Annotated in this window: 16 protein-coding genes; 11 read left to right on the forward strand and 5 right to left on the reverse strand. The window is 35.5% G+C overall.

Going from position 1 to position 21,633, the window contains the following annotated elements:
* Positions 1 to 83 precede the first annotated feature (83 nt).
* The 4 genes from HNQ00_RS08430 to HNQ00_RS08445 form a co-directional block, all read right to left on the reverse strand.
* Positions 84 to 413, reverse strand: coding sequence for a hypothetical protein (locus HNQ00_RS08430; protein ID WP_173837892.1), 330 nt, complete (start codon positions 411 to 413; stop codon positions 84 to 86).
* Positions 414 to 477: 64 nt separating this feature from the next.
* Entirely contained in the window at positions 478 to 639 is a 162-nt protein-coding gene (locus tag HNQ00_RS08435; RefSeq protein WP_173837893.1) for a DUF1328 family protein, read from the reverse strand.
* 222 nt (positions 640 to 861) lie between these two features.
* Positions 862 to 1,926 (reverse strand): L-dopachrome tautomerase-related protein, encoded by a 1,065-nt coding sequence (locus HNQ00_RS08440; RefSeq protein WP_173837894.1) that lies wholly within the window; start codon positions 1,924 to 1,926, stop codon positions 862 to 864.
* 1 nt (position 1,927) lies between these two features.
* Entirely contained in the window at positions 1,928 to 2,527 is a 600-nt protein-coding gene (locus HNQ00_RS08445) for a nitroreductase family protein (RefSeq protein ID WP_173837895.1), read from the reverse strand.
* 415 nt (positions 2,528 to 2,942) lie between these two features.
* On the opposite strand from HNQ00_RS08445, the gene HNQ00_RS08450 reads away from it, so the two are divergent.
* The 5 genes from HNQ00_RS08450 to HNQ00_RS08470 all read left to right on the forward strand — a co-directional run bounded on the left by HNQ00_RS08450 (position 2,943) and on the right by HNQ00_RS08470 (position 11,629).
* Positions 2,943 to 3,338, forward strand: coding sequence for a hypothetical protein (locus HNQ00_RS08450; RefSeq protein ID WP_217425258.1), 396 nt, complete (start codon positions 2,943 to 2,945; stop codon positions 3,336 to 3,338).
* Between the two features lie 159 nt (positions 3,339 to 3,497).
* The gene (locus HNQ00_RS08455; protein ID WP_173837897.1) at positions 3,498 to 4,580 is read left to right on the forward strand and encodes an efflux RND transporter periplasmic adaptor subunit; all 1,083 of its coding nucleotides are present in this window, start codon (positions 3,498 to 3,500) and stop codon (positions 4,578 to 4,580) included.
* Between the two features lie 29 nt (positions 4,581 to 4,609).
* On the forward strand, positions 4,610 to 7,774 hold the full coding sequence (locus HNQ00_RS08460) for an efflux RND transporter permease subunit (protein WP_173837898.1): 3,165 nt from the start codon (positions 4,610 to 4,612) through the stop codon (positions 7,772 to 7,774).
* Positions 7,767 to 9,200, forward strand: a complete 1,434-nt coding sequence (locus HNQ00_RS08465) for a TolC family protein (RefSeq protein ID WP_173837899.1) — start codon at positions 7,767 to 7,769, stop codon at positions 9,198 to 9,200. The genes HNQ00_RS08460 and HNQ00_RS08465 overlap by 8 nt, the downstream gene beginning before the upstream one ends.
* Before the next feature lie 176 nt (positions 9,201 to 9,376).
* Positions 9,377 to 11,629: an acyl-CoA dehydrogenase family protein gene (locus tag HNQ00_RS08470; protein WP_173837900.1), complete on the forward strand. Its 2,253-nt coding sequence runs from the start codon at positions 9,377 to 9,379 to the stop codon at positions 11,627 to 11,629.
* A gap of 56 nt (positions 11,630 to 11,685) precedes the next feature.
* Here HNQ00_RS08470 and HNQ00_RS08475 read toward each other — a convergent pair whose 3' ends face one another.
* On the reverse strand, positions 11,686 to 12,075 hold the full coding sequence (locus HNQ00_RS08475) for an acyl-CoA thioesterase (protein ID WP_173837901.1): 390 nt from the start codon (positions 12,073 to 12,075) through the stop codon (positions 11,686 to 11,688).
* Between the two features lie 381 nt (positions 12,076 to 12,456).
* Here HNQ00_RS08475 and HNQ00_RS08480 point away from each other — a divergent pair, with 381 nt between their 5' ends.
* The 6 genes from HNQ00_RS08480 to HNQ00_RS08505 all read left to right on the forward strand — a co-directional run bounded on the left by HNQ00_RS08480 (position 12,457) and on the right by HNQ00_RS08505 (position 21,570).
* Positions 12,457 to 14,712 (forward strand): heparinase II/III domain-containing protein, encoded by a 2,256-nt coding sequence (locus HNQ00_RS08480; protein WP_173837902.1) that lies wholly within the window; start codon positions 12,457 to 12,459, stop codon positions 14,710 to 14,712.
* Between the two features lie 31 nt (positions 14,713 to 14,743).
* Positions 14,744 to 15,091, forward strand: a complete 348-nt coding sequence (locus tag HNQ00_RS08485) for a cupin domain-containing protein (RefSeq protein WP_173837903.1) — start codon at positions 14,744 to 14,746, stop codon at positions 15,089 to 15,091.
* A 293-nt stretch (positions 15,092 to 15,384) separates the two neighbouring features.
* Positions 15,385 to 18,444: a SusC/RagA family TonB-linked outer membrane protein gene (locus HNQ00_RS08490; RefSeq protein ID WP_173837904.1), complete on the forward strand. Its 3,060-nt coding sequence runs from the start codon at positions 15,385 to 15,387 to the stop codon at positions 18,442 to 18,444.
* Positions 18,445 to 18,458: 14 nt separating this feature from the next.
* Complete coding sequence (locus tag HNQ00_RS08495) at positions 18,459 to 19,838, forward strand: RagB/SusD family nutrient uptake outer membrane protein (RefSeq protein ID WP_173837905.1); 1,380 nt, start codon at positions 18,459 to 18,461, stop codon at positions 19,836 to 19,838.
* A 32-nt stretch (positions 19,839 to 19,870) separates the two neighbouring features.
* Positions 19,871 to 20,704, forward strand: coding sequence for a PKD domain-containing protein (locus HNQ00_RS08500; RefSeq protein WP_173837906.1), 834 nt, complete (start codon positions 19,871 to 19,873; stop codon positions 20,702 to 20,704).
* A gap of 20 nt (positions 20,705 to 20,724) precedes the next feature.
* The gene (locus HNQ00_RS08505; RefSeq protein WP_173837907.1) at positions 20,725 to 21,570 is read left to right on the forward strand and encodes a polysaccharide lyase family 7 protein; all 846 of its coding nucleotides are present in this window, start codon (positions 20,725 to 20,727) and stop codon (positions 21,568 to 21,570) included.
* The last annotated feature ends 63 nt before the right edge of the window (positions 21,571 to 21,633 follow it).

Consider the following 21,633-nt stretch of genomic DNA (forward strand, 5'->3'; position numbering starts at 1 on the left):
CATTTTTAGATATAAAAAAAGCCATTAATCTAATAGTTTGTCTATTGATTAACAGCTAGTTCTGTTTTGTAAATGTATAATATTTATTCTAAGGCAGCTTTATCTGAGCAGTTCTCTTCTGGAATTTCATTAAAAAATTCTGCAGCTTCAAGATCTGCTGTGGGACCATATCCTAATAAATACGTTCCTTTTACAGCATCTGCAGTTTCGATAACATATAGGATTGACATATCTTCTGGATTGCTCATTCCTTCATAACGATGTTGCGCTACAATAAATAACTCATCTGGTTGGTATTTGTACTTAGTCTCGGTATCGACCAACCCATCTTTTTGAAATAAAAAATTTGTTGTGTACCCTATAGCTTCGTATCTCTTAATATACCCAATTTCGTGTTTAGCATACTCTTCCATAACCTTTTGTTTTTTTAATTAAAAAGCTCCTCTTTAAATGATTGTAAAGAAGAGCTTTTTATAATTATAATTTACTTCTACCACTTATTAGCGAAAGAATAAATAATACGATGAATATAAAAAATAATACTTTAGCGATTCCTGCAGCTCCTGCAGCGATTCCTCCAAATCCGAAAATTCCTGCTACTATAGCTAGAATTATAAAAATTACTGTCCACTTTAACATGATATTTGATTTTAAGTTAATATATAACGTTTGTTTTGTTATTACAAAGATGCGACTGATTTAGACGACTTCTTGACTCAATAAATTTCATTGTTAACGCAATCAACTCCGATTTACATCTTTTTTAGTATGCTGATGCTACTTCTACTTGTTCCAAAAAAAAAATCTAGTACCGCAGCTGCTGCAATACTAGATTTTTAAAGACGCTATTAGATATGTATACTACAGTTTAACTGTGTTTAATGTAAAAGACATGCCATCAATAGGACCGTCGATTTCGCTTATACGAGAATTAGTATAGTATAATGTATTATTATGAATACTAAAAGTATCTGGCCATTTTACCTCATCGCCTTTCACAAAAATTGATATTACACCGTTTACATCTCTTTTCATAATGGCATTTTGTTCTAGATCACCATAATATAAATCACCATTGGTATTAAAGATCATACCATCAGGAGCAGATGTCTTAGCTATTTTCTCTACAGATTGTGTAATCTCTTTATCAGTGCCATGAATCAACACTAGCGGATCAATTGCATACAGTGTATACCCTGAAAGCGCATGAAAATATAGTTTTTTATCAATTGGGTTTAGCGCGATACCATCTGAGTTAACCACATTTTTAAAGGCTTTTCCATCTATCGTTAAATGATCAATTTCTGCTTTTGTAGCCACGTTATTATCTAAGACTCTTTTTGCTTCGGCTGTTTCCATGTTTAAAACAATTAAACCAGCATGACCAGAATCTGTTAAATAGATGCTACCGTTTTCTTTGTCTACTCTTAAATCATTGATGTAAGAATCTTTGTGGTAGCTACTCTCTGGAAAAGTGTAGGTTTTCTTCAGTTTATTTGTCATTAAATCAAATACAAATAATTTAGGAGCAGCGATTACACCTTTAAATTCTGGATTTCGAGTATCTAGAACATAAAGATCATTTTCGAATGCAACTACTGATTGTACCGCTACAAAAACCGAATCAGATACTGTTTTCCCAATCTCCCAGTTGTTCCAACTTTGGTTAGGGAATGCCCTTGTCTTCCCTTTGATAACTTCACTAACTGATGCTGCAACCCCTTTGCGCCATCTTGGGAAATTAATAAATACTCTACCATCTGTACTTACTGTTACTCCAGTAAGTTGTTGTCCTTTTATAGATGCAATTTCAGTTACTGTGGGCGCTACAACGACCTTTTCTTTTACTTTGGTATCTTTCTTAACTTCTTTTTTACAACTTGTTAAGCTTGCAATGCTAAGTGCTATTAGTAATAATTTCTTCATCTTAAATTGATTTAACGATTGCCTCTTGAGCTAATCGTGATTTGGGTTTGTGACTTGGTTGGTTTCTATCCTCATCATGTCTATATCCTATTGCTACTGCAAATAAACTTCTATAACCATCCATTTTTAAGATTTCCTGGTACTTGTCTGCTTCTATTCCTTCCATAGGAGTCGCATCAATTTCCATTTGGGCGCAAGCCGCTAATAATATTCCTAATGATAAATAAACTTGTTTATCAAACCATACTCGCAACTCGTCAGGAGTTAATTGCACCAGTGTAGTATTGTAATAATCTAATGCTGATTGCGGTAAGTTTTCCTTAATTTGTTTTTCGAATACGGCCACATCATAGATTGAATTAAAAACTACTAGTGTATCGCATTCATTTATTTTGTCCTCGTTAAATAAAGAGGCAGCTGCTAATTGTTTTTTAACCTCAGGATTAGTGACAAATTGAAATTGCCATGGCTGACTATTTATAGAAGACGGACTTAATACTAGTATCTCTTTAAGTTCTTCAATTAATTTTTTATCTATCGCTTTTGTCGCATCATACTTTTTAGTACTGTAGCGTTTTCTCATCGCATTTATGAATTCCATGATCGTGATTTTTATTGTTTATGAGCGTAAATGTACATACACGCAACTTTAACACTATTACAAGATTATCACTTTAACCGTTTTTAACATTATTTTCTGATTTAATTGGGAATTAAAATTGGATCCAAAAAACTAGCTTAAAATAATTTAAACCACTATTACGAAATTGATATTCATTGACTTATCGGTCGTTTTTTTATTTCTTTCGAAAATTAAAATTACTACTTTATACAAATAGAAAAGTGGGATTTGTAGCTCGAAAATTTGTAACAAAATTTATTCTTAAAATAGTATTAAAAATTATTTTTCTTTAAATATTTCGATATACTTTTGACAAAAAAATCACAAGATAGTTTAGGACCTTCTTACAGATTGATTTTTTTGTGCTTGTATTATTAAAAAAAGCGAATAGCTGATGAGAATAGCCTTATTTCTAATATGTTTAAGTATGCTGCTTTTAGGCGGAGGAACAACTGTGCATGCGGCTATCATGCAACCATTCCAGATTAATACGATACAGACTACGTTTACTAAAAATCACCAAATCAAATTTTATCATAAAGATCAGGATAGCGACTTAATTGAAGACGCAGATACTGATACAGAAGACGACGGTCATTATGGTGCAAATGATAAAACCACTACTAATAAAAAGTTAGCTGCCTTTAGCAATATTAAGGTGCAACCATGGTATCATGCGTTTGTAACCCCAGATGTACAACTAACAATCTTACCCATACAAAATCACCAATCACAGTTTTGTGGTTATTCATCACCTACTTTTTCTAGACTACAGGTTTTAAGAATTTGAGCAATACGTTTTTTAATTGCCACAATTTCTGTTTGTAACGCAACAGCGCATCTTAGCGTCTTGTTGTAGTATGCATTAGTTTCTGGCAATCACTATTTTAAAAACGAAAAGAGACCTCTAAATCTCAATCATTTTATTGCTAAATTACTTTTGAATACCATGAAAAAAATCATCATGATCACTGGCTTATTGGCCGCAAGTTTCCTTGTAAGTTGTAATTCTAAAAAGGAAGAAAAAGAAGAACCTACAAAATTTACTGTAACAAGTCCTGCAGTTATTGATACCTCATTCACTAAGCAGTACGTATCCCAAATAAAATCAGTGCAAAACATCGAGATAAGAGCACAAGAAAAAGGGTTTTTACAAAAAATATATGTCGACGAAGGACAATATGTAAAACAAGGTCAACTGCTTTTTAGGATCATGCCTAAAATGTATGAAGCCGAATTGCTAAAAGCACAAGCTGAGGCAAAATCTGCTGAAATTGAATTCCAAAACACAAAGAACTTAGCGGATAAAAATATCATTTCTAAGAATGAGCAAGCGGTAGCAACTGCAAATTTACAGCAAGCTAGAGCCGAAGTTGCCGTAGCTAAATTACACCTATCTTTCACCGAAATTAGAGCACCTTTTTCGGGTACCATTGATAGAATTCCTAAAAAACTAGGGAGTCTAATCGATGAGGGTGAGCTGCTTACTAGCCTTTCTGATAATAGTGAGATGTTTGCTTATTTCAACGTTTCAGAACCAGAATACTTGAGCTATGAAACAGATATTAAAAACAGAGCTGACACTAAGGTGAACTTAAAATTAGCAAATGGAGACATTTTAAAACAATCAGGAAAAGTGGAGTTGGTCGAAGGAGAATTCGATAATGAAACAGGAAATATTGCCTTTAGATCACGTTTTCCTAACCCTGATAAACTGTTGCGAAACGGGGAAACAGGTTCTGTTATGATGGTGGTGCCTTTGCATCAAGCGTTAGTTATTCCGCAAAAAGCGACCTACGAAATACAAGATAAAAAGTATGTTTTTGTTGTAGATAAAAACAACGTTATCAAATCTAGAGAGATTGTTGTAAAAGGAGAAATGCCTGATTTATATGTTATCGAATCGGGTATAACAGTAAACGACAAAATTGTATTTGACGGTATCCAAAAAGCAAATGAAAACGATAAAATTCAATACGACTTTTTGAAACCAGGTAAGGTGTTAAATAGTTTGAGACTTCATGCAGAATAGTTGGTTTAACCAAATAAAAAAGTAAAAAAATGTTTGATAAATTTATACAAAGACCCGTACTTTCGATAGTAATATCGCTAGTTATTGTCTTTTTAGGAGTACTAGCAATGACTGGTCTTCCAGTAACGCAATTCCCTGCAATCTCGCCTCCTAAGGTGAATATTACTGCTGATTACCCTGGAGCAAATGGGGAATTAATGGTGAAAGCGGTAGTAATCCCATTAGAGCGTGCTTTGAATGGTGTTCCGGGAATGAAGTACATTACTTCAGATGCAGGAAATGATGGAGAAGCTTCTGTACAAGTTGTTTTTAATTTAGGTACAGATCCTAATCAGGCTGCAATTAATGTACAAAACCGTGTGGCTTCTGTACTTAATAAATTACCGCCATTAGTGGTGCGTGAGGGTTTAAAGATTACTCGTGAAGAGCCTAACATGTTGTTGTATGTTAATTTATTCAGTACTGACCCCAATACCAATCAAAAATTTCTTTACAATTATGCCGATATCAATATTTTATCTGATTTAAAGCGTGTAAATGGAGTAGGTGTTGCTGATATCTTAGGAAATCGTGATTATGCGATGCGTATTTGGTTAAAGCCAGACCGCATGCTGTCATTTAAAATTTCTGCCGATGAAATATTAGAATCTCTTAGCAATCAAAGTTTAGAGGCTTCTCCTGGTAAAACGGGGGAGAGCTCAGGAAAAAGATCACAAGCTTTTGAATATGTATTAAAATATAAAGGGCGTTACACTACAAAAGAGGGATATGAAAATATTGTTGTACGTGCTGGTGCAAGTGGGGAACTCCTTAGATTAAAAGATGTAGCCGATGTGGAATTTGGTAGTTCGATGTATGATATTTATTCCAGTATCGACGGAAAACCTTCTGCCGCTATTACTATAAAACAATCGTATGGTAGTAATGCTAGCCAAGTAATTACAGATGTTAAAGCAAAACTAGCAGAACTTAAAAAGTCATTTCCTAAAGGAATGGATTACGAAATCAGTTATGATGTGTCTAAGTTCTTAGATGCTTCTATCGAAAAAGTAATTCACACACTTGTTGAAGCCTTTATATTAGTAGGTTTAGTGGTGTTTGTGTTTTTAGGTGACTGGAGATCTACGGTTATTCCTGCAATCGCAGTGCCGGTATCTTTGATAGGTACTTTTGCTTTCATGCAACTTTTTGGGATCACCATTAACTTAATTACTTTATTCGCATTAGTATTGGCTATTGGGGTTGTGGTCGATGATGCCATTGTGGTAATTGAAGCCGTTCACGCTAAAATGGAAGAGGAGCACCTTTCGCCAAGAAAAGCCACTAAGAAAGCCATGTCTGAAATAGGAGGTGCTATTATAGCGATTACCTTCTTGATGGCAGCGGTATTTATTCCAGTTGCATTCATGTCAGGTCCTGTGGGTATATTTTACCGTCAGTTCTCAATTACTATGGCTACAGCGATTATTCTTTCGGGAATTGTGGCTTTAACCTTGACTCCGGCTTTATGTGCTTTGATGTTGAAAAACAATCACGGCAAACCACGTCCACGAAATTTAATCAATAGATTCTTAGATGGTTTCAATAAAAAGTTTGATAACTTATCTGAAGGATATAGAAAGGTATTGACTTTATTTATCAATAGAAAATCAGTTACTATTGCGGTATTGGCTGCATTTTGTGTAGGAATCTTTTTTATCAATAATAGTTTGCCTTCAGGATTTATTCCTAACGAGGATCAAGGAATGTTTTATGCAATTATTCAAACGCCTCCAGGTTCTTCATTAGAAAGAACAAATGAGATTGCTGAAAAATTGCAAAAAGTAGCCGAAAAAATCGATGGTGTAAAATCAGTTTCAGCATTAGCTGGGTACGAGATCTTAACTGAGGGAACGGGAGCCAACACAGGAACTTGTTTGATCAATCTTAAAAGTTGGGAAGAGCGTCACGAGAATGTTGAGGAAATTATCAAGCAGTTAGAAGAAGAAACTAAAAATATTTCGGGCGCTACTATCGAATATTTCCAACCACCAGCTGTTCCTGGGTATGGAGCTGCTGGGGGATTTGAACTGCGTTTACTAGATAAAGCAGGCTCAGGGGATTATAAAAAAATGGAGACCGTAAGTAGGGAGTTTGTTGCCGAACTTAAAAAACGACCTGAACTTACCTCGGTATTTACTTTTTATAGTGCTTCTTTTCCACAGTACATGCTGGATATTGATAACGACATAGCACAGCAAAAAGGGGTTAGTATCGAGAACGCCATGAATACCTTATCAACATTAGTAGGTAGTAACTACGAAACCAACTTTATTAAATATGACCGTCAATATAAGGTAATTGTTCAAGCGTTGCCACAGTATAGAGCGTTGCCAGAAGATATCTTGAAGTTGTACGTAAAAAATGATCGTGATGAAATGGTACCTTTTTCGGCTTTCATGAAAATGAAAAAAGTATATGGATTATCTGAAATTACTAGACACAATATGTACAATGCTGCTGAGATTAGTGGTGCTCCTGCAATAGGATATAGTAGTGGTACTGCAATTCAAGTTGTAAACGAGGTCGCTGCCAAAACACTTCCTAGAGGATTCGGAATTGACTGGGCGGGAATCTCTGCAGATGAGGTTGCTAGAGGGAACGAAGCGATTTATATTTTCCTTATTTGCTTAGGGTTTGTATACTTAGTTCTTGCTGCACAATATGAAAGTTTTGTACTGCCATTAATTGTCATCTTATCACTTCCTGCCGGTATTTTTGGAGCTTTCTTGTTCTTAAAATTATTTGGTTTAGAGAACAATATTTACGCACAAGTCTCCTTGATCATGCTTATTGGTCTGCTAGGTAAGAATGCCGTTTTGATTGTAGAATTTGCCGCATTAAAGCACAGTCAAGGTGTTGCGGTACTCGATGCTGCCATGGAGGGAGCACTGGTACGTTTTAGACCTATCTTGATGACATCGTTTGCATTTATCGCAGGATTGATTCCGCTTTCTATGGCTTCTGATCCAGGAAAAATAGGTAATAGAACATTAGGAACTGCAGCAGCGGGAGGTATGTTTATAGGTACATTGTGCGGAGTTGTATTAATTCCAGGACTGTACTTGATATTTGCTAAAATTTCAGAAAAGCACAAGCTTTCAAAAGACGAAGACGAAAATCCATTAACAGAAGAATTCAATAACCATGAATAAATCAATCATGTACCGCTACGCAGTAGTAATGATGACAGGCCTTACAATTATTAGTTGTAAGGCTCCATCTGCCGCTACTATGCCAGAACCAACTGCTATTCCAGAGAGTTTTGGTTTGTCTAAGGACACTGTAAATACAGGAGCGTTAAGTTGGGAATCGTATTTTAATGATCCTAATCTAACCGCTTTAATTACAGTAGCACTAAAAAATAATCAAGAATTAAACATCACTTTGCAGGATATCGAAATTGCTAAGAACGACATACGTGTTCGCAAAGGGCAATTGCTTCCTTCAGTAGGTTTACGCGCGGGGTCTGGTGTCGAAAAAGTAGGTCGCTATACGAGTCAAGGTGCTGGTGATGCCACTACCGAGATTGCTCCAGGAAAAGAATTTCCAGATCCTTTAACTGATTTTAATATCAGTGCTTTTGCAAACTGGGAGGTAGATATCTGGAAAAAATTGCACAATGCTAAAAAAGCAGCGGTAACAAAATATCTAGCTTCTGTAGAAGGGAAGAATTTTGTAATCACAAATCTTATTGCTGAGGTTGCTGACTCCTATTACGAACTGCAATCTCTAGACAATCAGTTAGCAATTGTAAAACAGAATATCGATTTGCAACAGCACGCATTAGAAATTGTAAAAGCGCAAAAAGAGTCTGCTAGAGCTACCGAGCTTGCCGTTCAAAAATTTCAAGCTGAGGTTTTGTCTTCAAAAAGTTTAGAATTTGATATCAATCAAAACATAGTAGAAACAGAAAACAAAATCAATTTTCTACTGGGGCGTTATCCTGAAAAAATTGAACGCGAGAGCAGTAACTTCTTGAATTTACTGCCTACAGCTGCTAGTGCGGGAATCCCGTCACAGTTACTTGCTAATCGTCCTGATATTAAGCAAGCCGAACTTGAATTAGCCGCCGCAAAACTAGATGTAAAAGTGGCTCGTGCCGAATTCTATCCTTCATTGGATATTTCAGCAGGTTATGGATTGCAGGCTTTCAAAACGTCGTATTTAGTGAAATTTCCAGAATCTATATTGTATAATTTGGTTGGAGATATTACAGCGCCATTGATAAATAGAAATGCGATTAAGGCTGAATTTGCTTCGGCAAATGCACGACAAATTCAGGCACTTTACAATTATGAGCGTACTATTTTGAACGCTTATTTTGAAGTCGCAAATCAGGTGGCGAATATCAATAATTTAGATAAAAAGTACCAAATGAAAACCCAACAAGTAGCGGCTTTAAATACTTCTATTAGTGTGGCTGGCGAATTGTTTAAATACGCTCGAGCAGATTATTTTGAAGTTTTAATGACACAGCGAGACGCCTTAGATACTAAACTAGAGTTAGTAGAAACTAAGGAGCGACAAATGAATGCCTTTGTGCACGTTTATCGTGATCTAGGTGGTGGATGGAGATAATCTTCTAAAAAAAAAGAGTCAAACAATTTTGTTTGGCTCTTTTTTTTTACCTAGCCTTTTTAAAATTAGTAGTACATTAACAATAAAGCTACGTTGAATTCCTTAATTTTAGTAACTTCATTAGGAGTACCTCACGCACTTTTAATGGTATTCGATATAACTTTATAGCTTTATTTATGAAAAATAGTACTACTAGCGCCATGTTGCCATTTCTATATTTAGTATGGTCAGATGACGCGCTTACCGATAAGGAGTTTGATACATTGCACGACTTTATAGCTAAGCAAGACTGGCTTTCCACAATAGATAAAGAGGAGTTAACAGCGGCAATGGTAAAAGAGCAACCGCCAAGCCGTCAAACAATTTCTAAGTGGTATTACCAAATTCAAGAGGTAGTACAAACGCAAAACGGCATACAATCCCTCTTTGATGTAGTGCTTTTTCTTTCGAATAATAATCAAGCTATTGTAGCTGTTAAATTAGATTTTGTTAAGCTAGAAGCTGACTTAGGAGTATTAAGTGAAGAGGTTATTGGGAATTTTAAGAAAATAGGGAATACGCAAACAGCGCAATATCAAAACCGTGAATTATTTGATATAGCAGTTATTACTAAACTCCTCCATGGGGAACAAGCTCCTATTATCAATAGAGTTAAAGAGGTGATTTCGCGACCAGAGTTTGCTTACACGCATACCACAGATACCGCAGTTTACCGAGAGAAGGTTTACGAGTGGTGCAAAATTTTAGCCGCCGAAAATCTAGGTAATATGGCCTATCCTAAGGCGTATGGCGGAGGCGATAATATTGTCGATTATTTCGCCATAATGGAAACCCTAAGCTACCATGATTTAAGTTTAGTAATAAAATTTGGTGTGCAGTTTGGTTTGTGGGGTATGAGCGTACAGTCGCTAGGAACAGAGAAGCATTATAAAGAATACTTACAAGACATAGGTTCTTTAAAAATTCCAGGTTGCTTTGCAATGACCGAAACGCATCATGGATCTAATGTAAAAGGCCTGGAAACAACAGCTACTTACAACCATCAAAACAAAACATTTACTATACACACACCGCATGATAAAGCGCAAAAAGAATACATAGGTAATGCTGCGGTACACGGACAAATGGCTACCGTTTTTGCCAAGTTGGTTATTGATGATCATGATTATGGCGTAAATGCGTTTATTGTACCTCTTAGAGAAAGTACAGGAAAAGTTTTAGACGGAATCACAATAGGAGATTGCGGACAAAAGATGGGATTGAATGGAGTTGATAATGGGACGATACAATTTAACCAAGTTGTTATTCCAAAAGAAAATATGCTAGATCGCTTTGCTTCGGTGAATGAGGAAGGCGAATTTGAAAGTCCGATACCTAGTGATAACAGACGGTTCTTTACCATGCTTGGAACACTAGTTGGTGGGCGTATTGGTATTCCTCGTTCTGCTTTGGCTGCAGCCAAAAGTGGGTTAGCCATTACCATTAAATACAGCGATCAGCGCAAACAATTTGGACCTGAAGGTGGTGCAGAAGTGCCTATTCTTAATTATCGAATGCACCAACGCCGTTTACTACCACCGTTAGCAAAAACCTATGCCGTACACTTTGCTTTGCAGTATGTAACCAAACGATTCATGCATAAAAAAGAATCTGAGATACAAGAAATTGAAGCGCTTGCAGCAGGAATGAAAGCGTATTCAACATGGAGTACCACTGCTATTTTACAAGAATGTAGAGAGGCCTGTGGAGGAAAAGGTTATCTATCTGAAAATAGAATTGACGCTTTAAAAAACGATACCGACATCTACACAACTTTTGAGGGCGATAATACGGTACTCATGCAGCTAGTGGCTAAAAATAGATTATCAGAATTTAGAAAGACCTTTGGCGAAATGGGAATCTTTAATTACGTGTATGAAAATGCAGTAAAAGCAATCACCGAAAAAAATCCTATTGCCACACGTAAAACTGATGTTGAACACCTGCTTGACGGACAATTCCATTTGCAAGCCTTTGAACACCGTGAGAGAACGATACTAGCATCGGCGGCAAAGCGTTTAAAAAAATTGATTGAAAGTGGCTTAGAAGCTTATGATGCTTTTAATGTAGTGCAACACCAAATGATCGATGTAGCACAAGCCTATCTGGATAGAGTGGTGCTGGAGCAATTCCAGTTAGCGATAACTACCGTCGAAGAAAGTGAGGCAAAAAATATTTTGACTAAGTTAGCGCAGTTGTATGCCTTGTCTCAAATCGAGAATTATAAGTCTTGGTATTTAGAGGACGGATATATGGAAGCAGTTAAAACTAAGGCGGTGAGAAAAATGGTGAATCAGCTATGCTGGGATATTAGACCATCAGCAGTAGCACTAGTTGATGCCTTTGCAATTCCAGATTCTTGTTTGGCTGCGCCTATAGCATTCCAGTAAAAAAAGAACATAAAGAAGGCCAGCAAATACTATTTACTGGCCTTCTTTATGTGTAATTAGTCTTTTATAATCGAAATAGGATTTTTGTCATCATCGATGGCAACAAAGGTAAATTCTCCCGTAATAGCTTTCTCTCTTTGATCGTCATACATTTGTTCGATAAAAATTTCAACCTTTACTTTCATACTTGTATTCCCCACGTGTATTACGCAACCTATCAATTCGATAATTGTACCTGCAGGAATGGGTTTTTTAAAGTCAATCTTATCACTACTTACTGTAACCATTTTTTGCCTGCTAAAGCGCGTGGCTGCAATAAAGGCAACTTCATCCATGTGGTATAATGCAGTTCCTCCAAATAAGGTATCATAATGATTTGTCGTGCTAGGGAAAACAGCCTTAAAAATTCTTGTTTCGGCTTTTAATATTTTTTCTTCTAATGTCATAATAAGCGTTGTTAATTTGGCTAGACCATTTAAGTCAGGGACCTATCTAGCAAGTACAAATATAAGATGATTTGTTATTCAATTGTAAGTCTTTTCACTTTTCAGCTGGTTTATCTTCAATTACCTTGGTTAAAATAGTAAGTTTCGTTTGTATATTGTTAGTTAAAAGTCGTGTTCATTAGCGATACAATAATGATAGCTATTTAAAATTTTTAAATGCTGAAAAAATAGGACATTAAATTACATTAAATTTTTTTTATCATACAATTAATAATATATTTGGAAAACCAAATTGGTTAACCAAAATAGCATTCCTAAATAGTAAGGTAGAAGATATTTTACTTAGATAAAAGAGAGTGCAATTAATAGATAAACAATCTTATGTTATTAAATAGTATTAATAAAGCAATCATAATTGCAAGTTGTTTCTTTTTATCGGCAGTCAGTAATGCACAAGAACACCCTAGTCTTGTTATGACAAAAAAAGGAGTGGAGAAAATTAGAGAAAATTTGGGTTCAGTTCCGCTTTTTGATAATTCACTAGCCGATGTAAAATTAGAGGTAGATCAAGCTATTAAAGCGGGAATTGTGGTTCCTGTTCCTAAAGATATGGCAGGCGGTTATAGTCACGAAGTTCATAAAAAGAATTACCTATTAATGCAAAAGGCAGGATTGCTATACCAGATTCTTAATGATGATAAATATGCACTATATGTAAAAAACATGTTGCTGCAATATGCAAAAATGTATCCTACATTGCCGTTGCATCCTCAAGAACGTTCTTATGCAAGAGGAAAATTGTTTTGGCAAGCTTTAAACGATGCAAACTGGTTAGTATATACTAGTCAAGCATACGATTGTATTTACAACTACTTAAGTAAAAAAGAGCGTGCTAATCTCGAGAAAAATTTATTTAAACCCTATGCTAATTTTCTTTCGATAGGATCACCACAATTTTTTAACCGTGTGCACAATCACAGTACATGGGGTAATGTTGCAGTGGGGATGATTGGGCTAGTTATGAATGATCGCGTTTTACTAGATCGTGCATTAAACGGACTCAAAGAAGACCACCTACCGGCAGGATTGAAAGATAATGATGGTGGACTGATTAAGAAAGAAGGACAAAAGACGGGCTTTCTTGCAAATGTTGACGAACCTTTTTCTCCAGATGGTTATTATACTGAGGGACCTTATTATCAGCGTTACGCAATGTATCCTTTTTTAGTATTTGCCGCTGCACTAGAGAATACTAAGCCTGAGATTAAAATTTTCGAATATAAAAATGGAGTATTGCTTAAATCAATATATGCGTTATTAAATTTGACAAATAGTGCTGGAGAATTTTTTCCTTTAAACGATGGTCAAAAAGGGATGTCGTATTATTCTAGAGAATTAGTTTCGGCGGTGGCTATAGGCTATGCATATGGAGCGCAGGATCCCCAATTGTTGTCGATCGCCGAGAAACAAAATAGAGTCGAACTTGATAATAGCGGTCTCGAAATTGCTCTTGCTGTGCAAAAAGGTTTAGCGCAACCATTCTTGAAAAAATCCCTAAATTTATCTGATGGGCCTGATGGCAAGCAAGGTGGTGTTGCTATTTTAAGAAGTAAGGTTAATCAAGATGAAGCAACCTTAGTTTTGAAATATGCTGCTCAAGGATTGAGTCACGGACACTATGATAAGCTATCGTTCTCCTATTATAATAATGACAAAGAGGTCATTCAAGATTATGGACTGGCTAGATTTGTTAATATCGAACAAAAAAATGGGGGAGGCTATTTAAAAGAAAATACTAGCTGGGCTAAACAATCGATAGCTCACAATACCGTAATTCAGAACGAAACTTCTCATTTTAACGGCGATTTTGATATAGGCAGTGTAAATCATTCTGACAACTACCTATTTGATGTATCTGATGCTAACTTTCAAGTTGTAAGTGCTATAGAAAATAATGCTTATCCTGGAACGACATTGCACCGTACTATGGCTTTGATAAAAGACGACAGTTACGAACATCCTTTGCTTCTAGATATTATGCAAATTAAATCAAAGCAGCAAAATCAATATGATTTCCCTTATTATTACTTTGGACAAATCATGTTGGCAAATTTCAAGGTTGATAAAAGCAAAGACTTGTTACCGCTAGGTGAAAATAATGGATACCAGCACCTCTGGAAAGAGGGCAGTGGTGTCGCAACTGCAGAAAATTCAAAAATTAGCTGGCTAGACAAAGGAACTTTTTACAGTTTAACTGCAGCGCTATCTGTAGGAGATGAGGTTATCTTCACGCGACTGGGTGCAAACGATCCTAATTTTAATCTAAGGAATGATCCCGGAATTGTCTCTAGAAAGAAAGCGACTCAAAATGGTACTTTTATAAACGCATTAGAAACACATGGTTCCTATAATACTGTTTCAGAGTTTACATCTAATGCATACAGCAGCATTACAAAACTTGAAAAAGTACTTGATGATGGCAATTATATTGCCGTAAAAATTTATAATAAGGATAAAAGCACCTTATTGTTTATTATGGATGTACAAGACAATTCAAATAGCAAAAAACATCAAGTAACCATAGATGGTGAGAATTATCAATGGACAGGATGTGTATTTCACAATAAAATAAAATAAGAAGCAATACAATAATTTAAAATTTAAGAAGATGCAAAAGTTTGGAGCAAGCAAAGAGTTTTTATTAGGAGACGAAATACCGTGGGAAGTAGTAGGTGAGGGAGTTAAAAGAAAAATAATGGGTTATGACGATACAATCATGCTTGTTAATGTTGACTTCACTAAAGGCGGTATAGGCCCTATGCATGAGCATTATCACGCCCAGGTTACTTATGTGGTGAGTGGAGAATTCAAAATGACTATTGGTGAAGAGACAAAAATTCTTAAAGGAGGAGATTGTTTCTATATCCCGCCTCACGTAATGCACGGCGCACTTTGTTTAGAAAGTGGTGTATTGATTGACGTGTTTAGCCCTATCAGGGAAGACTTCATGGTATAATAGCATTATACTATAATAGATGCTAATTAAGCATATTATGTATTTTTTAATCGTAAAAAATACATAATATGCTTTTTTTTTAGAAAATTTTAAGAATTAATTTTTTTAAGTTAAAATTATGTTTATATTTGGTAAATCAATCTGGGTAACCAGTTTGGAAAACCAAAAAATCACTTAATTTTTGACTTGCTTAATCCCTTGTCTCATTTTGAACCTATGTGGTGAAATACGAATGATTGATATCCTAATCAATCCAAAATAAATCGAACATATCAAAACCAAACAGAGAAATTATGAATTTAAAGATTAAACTTTCCATTTTGATTATTTTACTATGTAACGTGGCTGTATTTGCTCAGAAGAAATACACATTAACGGGTAAAGTAACTGCCGCTTCTGACAAGATGCCTATTCCTGGGGCCAACTTAATGATTAAAGATTCAAAAACAGGAACCATCACAGATTTTGATGGAGGATTTTCAATCTCTGTATCTTCAGGAGATAAATTACAATTTAGTTATTTAGGTTATGAGACAAAAACAATTGCCATAACCAATCAATCTACCTTAAATATTGCTTTAAGTGAAGCGGGTAATCAATTAGAACAAGTTGTTGTAATAGGTTACGGAACTCAAAAAAGAGCCAATGTAACGGGGTCTATTTCTAAAGTTACTAATACTGACTTAGATCAAATTCCGGTTTCCCGAGTAGACGATGCCTTGATAGGGCAGGTCGCGGGGGTTAATATCCAACAAACAAATCCAGGTGCCGGTGAAGCGCCTACCATCAAGGTAAGGGGTCAAGGTTCGATCTCATTTTCATCAAACCCACTAATTGTGGTTGACGGTATCGTATTAGGAAACGATGCTGACTTCCTTTCAAGCCTTGATATGAACGATGTTGAATCTGTAGAGATATTAAAAGATGCTTCTTCATCTTCTATATATGGTTCTAGAGGTGCTAATGGTGTGGTTATGGTTACAACTAAAAAAGGAAAAGAAGGTGCTACCAAATTTTCTTATAATACGTACACTGGGTACAAATTTGTACCACGAACAAACATTTTGTCTACACCAGAGAAGTGGTCTAGTTATGTGAAAGAAAATAACGGAGGCGAACTGACAGATCAAATGAAGTATATTGAAAAACTAGGTACTTACACTAACTGGGAGAAAGAAATTATGGACGGTGGTGTAATCACAGATCATAACCTATCTGTGAGTGGAGGTTCGGCAAATACTAAATTTAGAACTTCCATAGGTTACAACAGTGACGAAGGTGTTTTGCTTAATGACAACTTCAAAAAAATCAATCTACGTTTAAATTTAGATTCTAAAGTAGATAAATTAGAATTTGGTGTGATGATTAATCCATCATTTACTAAGCAAAGAAGGTTTCCTATTAACCTTGTGGATGCTATTAGACAAAATCCATGGTTGCCAGTGTACCTAGATGAAAATTCTATCCAATATGTAAATAGATTGAGAGAAAACGGTAGATGGGCTAATGCCAAAGTGGGTGATTATGCCATGGAAAGAATGTTTGATAATTATGATTTAGAAAATGGTGTTCCGGTTGCAAGTGGAGGAACAAGTATTAGTGCTACTTCTAATCAAAATGCTTTTGCGAAAGTAAATGAGATTAACGAACTTAAATACCAGACTAAGTTTTATGGTAACACGTATTTTAAAATAAATTTTACAGATCATTTTAATTTCAAGCAAACCTTAGGAGGAGATTATAGATTTATAAAATCAGAAGAATATAGAGGAGTGCAAGCAACACGTAATGGTGCTGCAGATTCTGGATCTTTCTACAGCTCAACAGAGCAAAATCACATTGTAACAGAAAGTTTGTTTAGCTACAGCAATGATTTTGGAAAACATAACCTTAGTGCAATTGCAGGTTTTACAACTGAGCACTGGTCAACTACACTTGTAGGTTTGTCTGCTGCGGGTTATACTAATGACTTCATACAAACTATTCCTGCTGCAAATTTAACTGGTGGATCTACTAGTGAATACAAAGAAAAATTAATTTCGTATTTATCTCGTGTAAACTATTCTTATGACGATCGCTACTTAATATCTGCTAGTTTTAGAACAGATGGTTCGTCAAAATTTGGACCTGATAAAAAATTCGGATTTTTTCCTGCAGCCTCTTTAGGGTGGAGAGTATCGAACGAAAAATTCTTAGCAGACAGCCATTTTGTGAGAGATTTAAAATTAAGAGTAAGTTATGGTGTTACCGGAAGTAATTCAGGGATAGGTGAATATGATTATATTGGCTTAGTGCAACCAGTAGGAACGGCCCTTGACGGAGTTTCAAATGGTTTCAATACGACAAATATTTCTAATCCTAATTTAGGGTGGGAGCAATTAGTAGAATTTAATCCTGGGGTTGACGCTTCATTGTTTGATGGTGCTTTTGGATTATCATTCGATTATTATACTAGAACAAGTAATGATTTATTAATTGATCTGCCTGTTGCTGCGGTAACTGGATTTGAAACAGCGTTAGTAAATAGAGGAGAAGTGAAAAACGAAGGATTCGAATTAGAATTACGTTCAAAAAACATTAGAACTAACGATTTTTCATGGACTTCATCAGCTTTGTTCACACATAATAAAAATACATTAGTTGATTTTGCTGGTTCAAGTGGATTGATTAGTATTATCGATGACAAGCGTCCATCTGAATGGATCTCATTAGAAGGTCAACCTATTTCCTCTTTTTACGGTTATGTTGTAAGCAGCCAAATTGACAAACAATTTATTAAAAATCCTTTCTACCCTATCAATGCTCAGGCACAGGATGTTTATGTGAAAGATCTTAACGGAGATGGTATTATCGATACTGATGACCGTACTGTTTTAGGAACACCATATCCAGATTTGGTTTGGAGTTTTAGTAATAATTTCAAATATAAAAATGTTGATTTTAGCTTTATGTTTCAAGGATCTGTTGGTGCTGAGGTGCGTAATATAAATTCACAATACATCAATAATGAGTTTGCTTCTAATCAAGATTCAACTTCTGATTTGCCAAATGCTGACTTTACAACACAACGTATTTTTACAAGTGATGATGTGCAAGATGCATCTTATGTGGCATTGCGAAATGTGAATTTAGGGTATACTTTTTCTAAGGAACTGCTGAAAAAATTTGGGATTGGTAAAATGAGATTGTACGTGGCAGGACAAAACCTATTGTACTTTATGTCTAAGGATTATACAGGTTACAATCCTGAAGGAATCACAGATGGATCTAGTAATCCGTTAACATACGGATATCAAAAAGGGGCTGCTCCAATCTACAAAACAGTATCATTTGGACTTAATGTTGAATTTTAAATAGAACAAGAAATATGAAAAATATATACAAACTTTTAGGATTATTTATTCTAGTTTCAAGTACTTATTCTTGCGGAAAAGACGATCTAAATCTAGCTCCTATTTCGCAAATTGGTGACAATGCTTTTTACAAAAATGACGAAGAAATTGAAGGAGCGGTAATCGCAATATATGACGGTTTACAAGAAGTTCCCATGCGAGAATTTGCTTTAACAGAGATGAGGTCAGACAATGCAAAATCAAAATCTCGTGAAGGTGACTGGGCACAGTTTGAAAGTTTTAGTGTGAAGTCTACTAACGTAGCAATTGTAAATTACTGGAGAGCAAATTACAATGTGATTTTTAGAGCTAATGTGGTGCTTAAAAATATCGAAGTAGTGCAAGATGGCGCTAAGAAAAGTCAGTACGCTGCCGAAGCTAGATTTGTAAGAGCCTTATCTCACTTTAATCTTGTTAGAGCGTACGGTGACGTGCCTTTACTAGATAAGGTTGTTACGCCTACAGATAGTGATTATGCTAGTTATTTAGCTAAAACTTCAGCGACAGAGGTACTTAAATTTATACAAACAGATTTAGAATATGCAGCAGTAAATCTTCCTTCTAAGGCAAGTGCTTCTTTTGGACGTGCTACAATGGCTGCGGCACAAGGAATGTTAGCCAAAGTTTACTTAACACAAGGAAATTATACTGCAGCTCAACCAATACTTTCACAGTTAGTTGCAAACAGTCAATATGCACTTGAAGCAGCATACCGAGATGTGTTTTATTCGGAGAAAAACAATGAAATTTTATTTGCTATTCCGTATACGAATGATGATGTAAATGAATCGCAAGATTTCTCATTTGAAATGACTCAAGGCGGGCAAGTAAGTGGATTGGATTTTGTTACAGATGATTTGGCTGCAGCCATAGATCCTGCAGATGTAAAAAGAAAACCAATCTTAATTAATCCTTTAGATCCTAAGGCAAATGCTAAATTTTTAACAACTTCTGGTAACGCACGTTTGTGTGGAAACGACTGGATTGTTTTGCGTTTTGCTGATGTATTGTTACTACATGCAGAAGCGATAATGGCTGGGCAAGCAGAGACAGCCAGTGTAGCTGCTATAAAAAGCTACAATTTAGTGCGAGCGAGAGTAGGATTGAGCACCTTAGCCGAAGACGGTACTGCAAAACTTACAAAACAAATGTTGATGGACGAGAGAAGAATAGAATTGGCGTTTGAAAATCACCGTTTGTATGATCTTATTCGTTTTGGAGAAGCACAAAATGTATTGTCTATTTATGCGACAAATACAGCAGTGAGTTTTTCTCCTACAGATTTATTGCTTCCTATTCCGCAAGCTGAGATCAATGTGAGTGGTGGTGCTTTATTGCAAAACCCAGGTTACTAGTACTAATTACATTAAATTTAAAAAGCGACACTATGAAAAAAAATAGTATTCAAAATATAGCAACGTATATAAAGGTTTTTGTTTTAACAATAGTAACTGTTTCAAGTTTACAAAGCTGTGATAGCTATGGCTCTGAATGGCCTGAAGAAGGTAGTATTGCTGATCAAACACCTCCATCGGCTGCATTTACATCAAAGGTAAACATTGCTAATAATCTTACGGTAGACTTTACAAATATTTCTGTGAGTGCTACAGATTATCTTTGGGATTTTGGAGATGGAGGATCAAGTACAGACAAGGATGCATCCCATGACTTTCCTGATTTTGGAAAATACACGGTAACCTTAACGGCTTCAGATAAGTTAGGGGTAAGCAACACAGTAGTTCAAGAAATTGAAGTGACGAAACCATCTGAAGTTTTCAAACCAATTATCTTGAATTCAGGTTTTGAAAGTGGTACCGAAAGTTGGGAAAATGCAGATTTGGGAGGAAAAATCCAGGTTACATCAAGTCCAGTTGTAGGTGGTAGTCAAGCAGCGAAGTTTCCTAGTGATGGTAGCAGAATTGCATACCAGACAATAACAGTAGAAAAAAATAAAATATATACGCTTTCATTTTACTACACTTTAAAAACATCACCTGTGGGTAATGTGACCATAGCTGTATTGGCGGGAGAGGTAAATAGTAAAGCAGATTTGACTGCAGCAACAATTGGTAGTGTAACAGTAAGCGATCAAAATGATGCGAATACTTACATTAAAGAATCATTAACGTTTAACTCTGGAGATAATGCATCAATTTCGATCTATATCTCTAACCAGTTGGCAGAGGCTCGTGTTGATGATATAAGTATTGCAAACAATTAATTAAAGAATTTAAGCAATTTATGATTTCAAAACAAAATATTATAAGCAGTTTGAGCTTCGGGTCTTTATTGATTTCTAGTTTTTGTGTGGCGCAAGTAGCTGATGAAAAGGACAAAGCGCCATTTGATTTAACACACTGGAAGGTCACAATTCCTAAAGGTAATCCTACATCAATAGGGTATCCTGAAATATTAGGATACAATACAAACCAAAGTATTAATAAGTACATGTACAATGATACCGATGGTGCAGTAGTTTTCTACGCGTATCCTTCAGGAGTTACCACTGCTAATACCCATTATTCTCGTTCAGAACTGAGAGAGCAGATGGTACCTGGAAAAAATGAACCCAACTGGAAGTTTAGCCAAGGTGGAAGAATGAAAGGAACATTAGCCATGGGGCCAGTCTCTAAAAGTAAGGAAGGCAAATACCATAAAGTCATTATCATGCAAATTCACGGTCGCTTAAGTGATGATCAAAAAGAGTTAATTGGTGAAGACGATAACAATGCACCGCCAATCTTGAAAATCTATTGGGACAATGGGAAAGTACGTGTAAAAACAAAAGTTTTGAAAAATAGAAAAGTATCAGATACTGAGATGCTAAATACAAAAGCTTGGATAGATGATAAGGGGTACAATTTTAAAGAAAAAGTGAATTTTGATAAATTTACTCTCGAAGTTATCGTATCAAAGGGTAGGTTAGAAGTGGTTTTAAATAATAATGAATCAGTTGTTTATCGCTCTTCAGATCTTAAAAAATGGGATGTTTTTGAAAACTATTTTAAAGCTGGGAACTATTTGCAAACAAATGACAAAGGTGCATTTGCAAAAGTGAAGTATTATAGCCTTGATGTATCTCATTAACAATGGATTAACATCGAATAAAAAAAGAGTTGTTTTGTTTTTTTATATCGATATTTTTTATAT

Source organism: Flavobacterium aeripolare (assembly GCF_013294025.1).
Lineage (GTDB): Bacteria > Bacteroidota > Bacteroidia > Flavobacteriales > Flavobacteriaceae > Flavobacterium.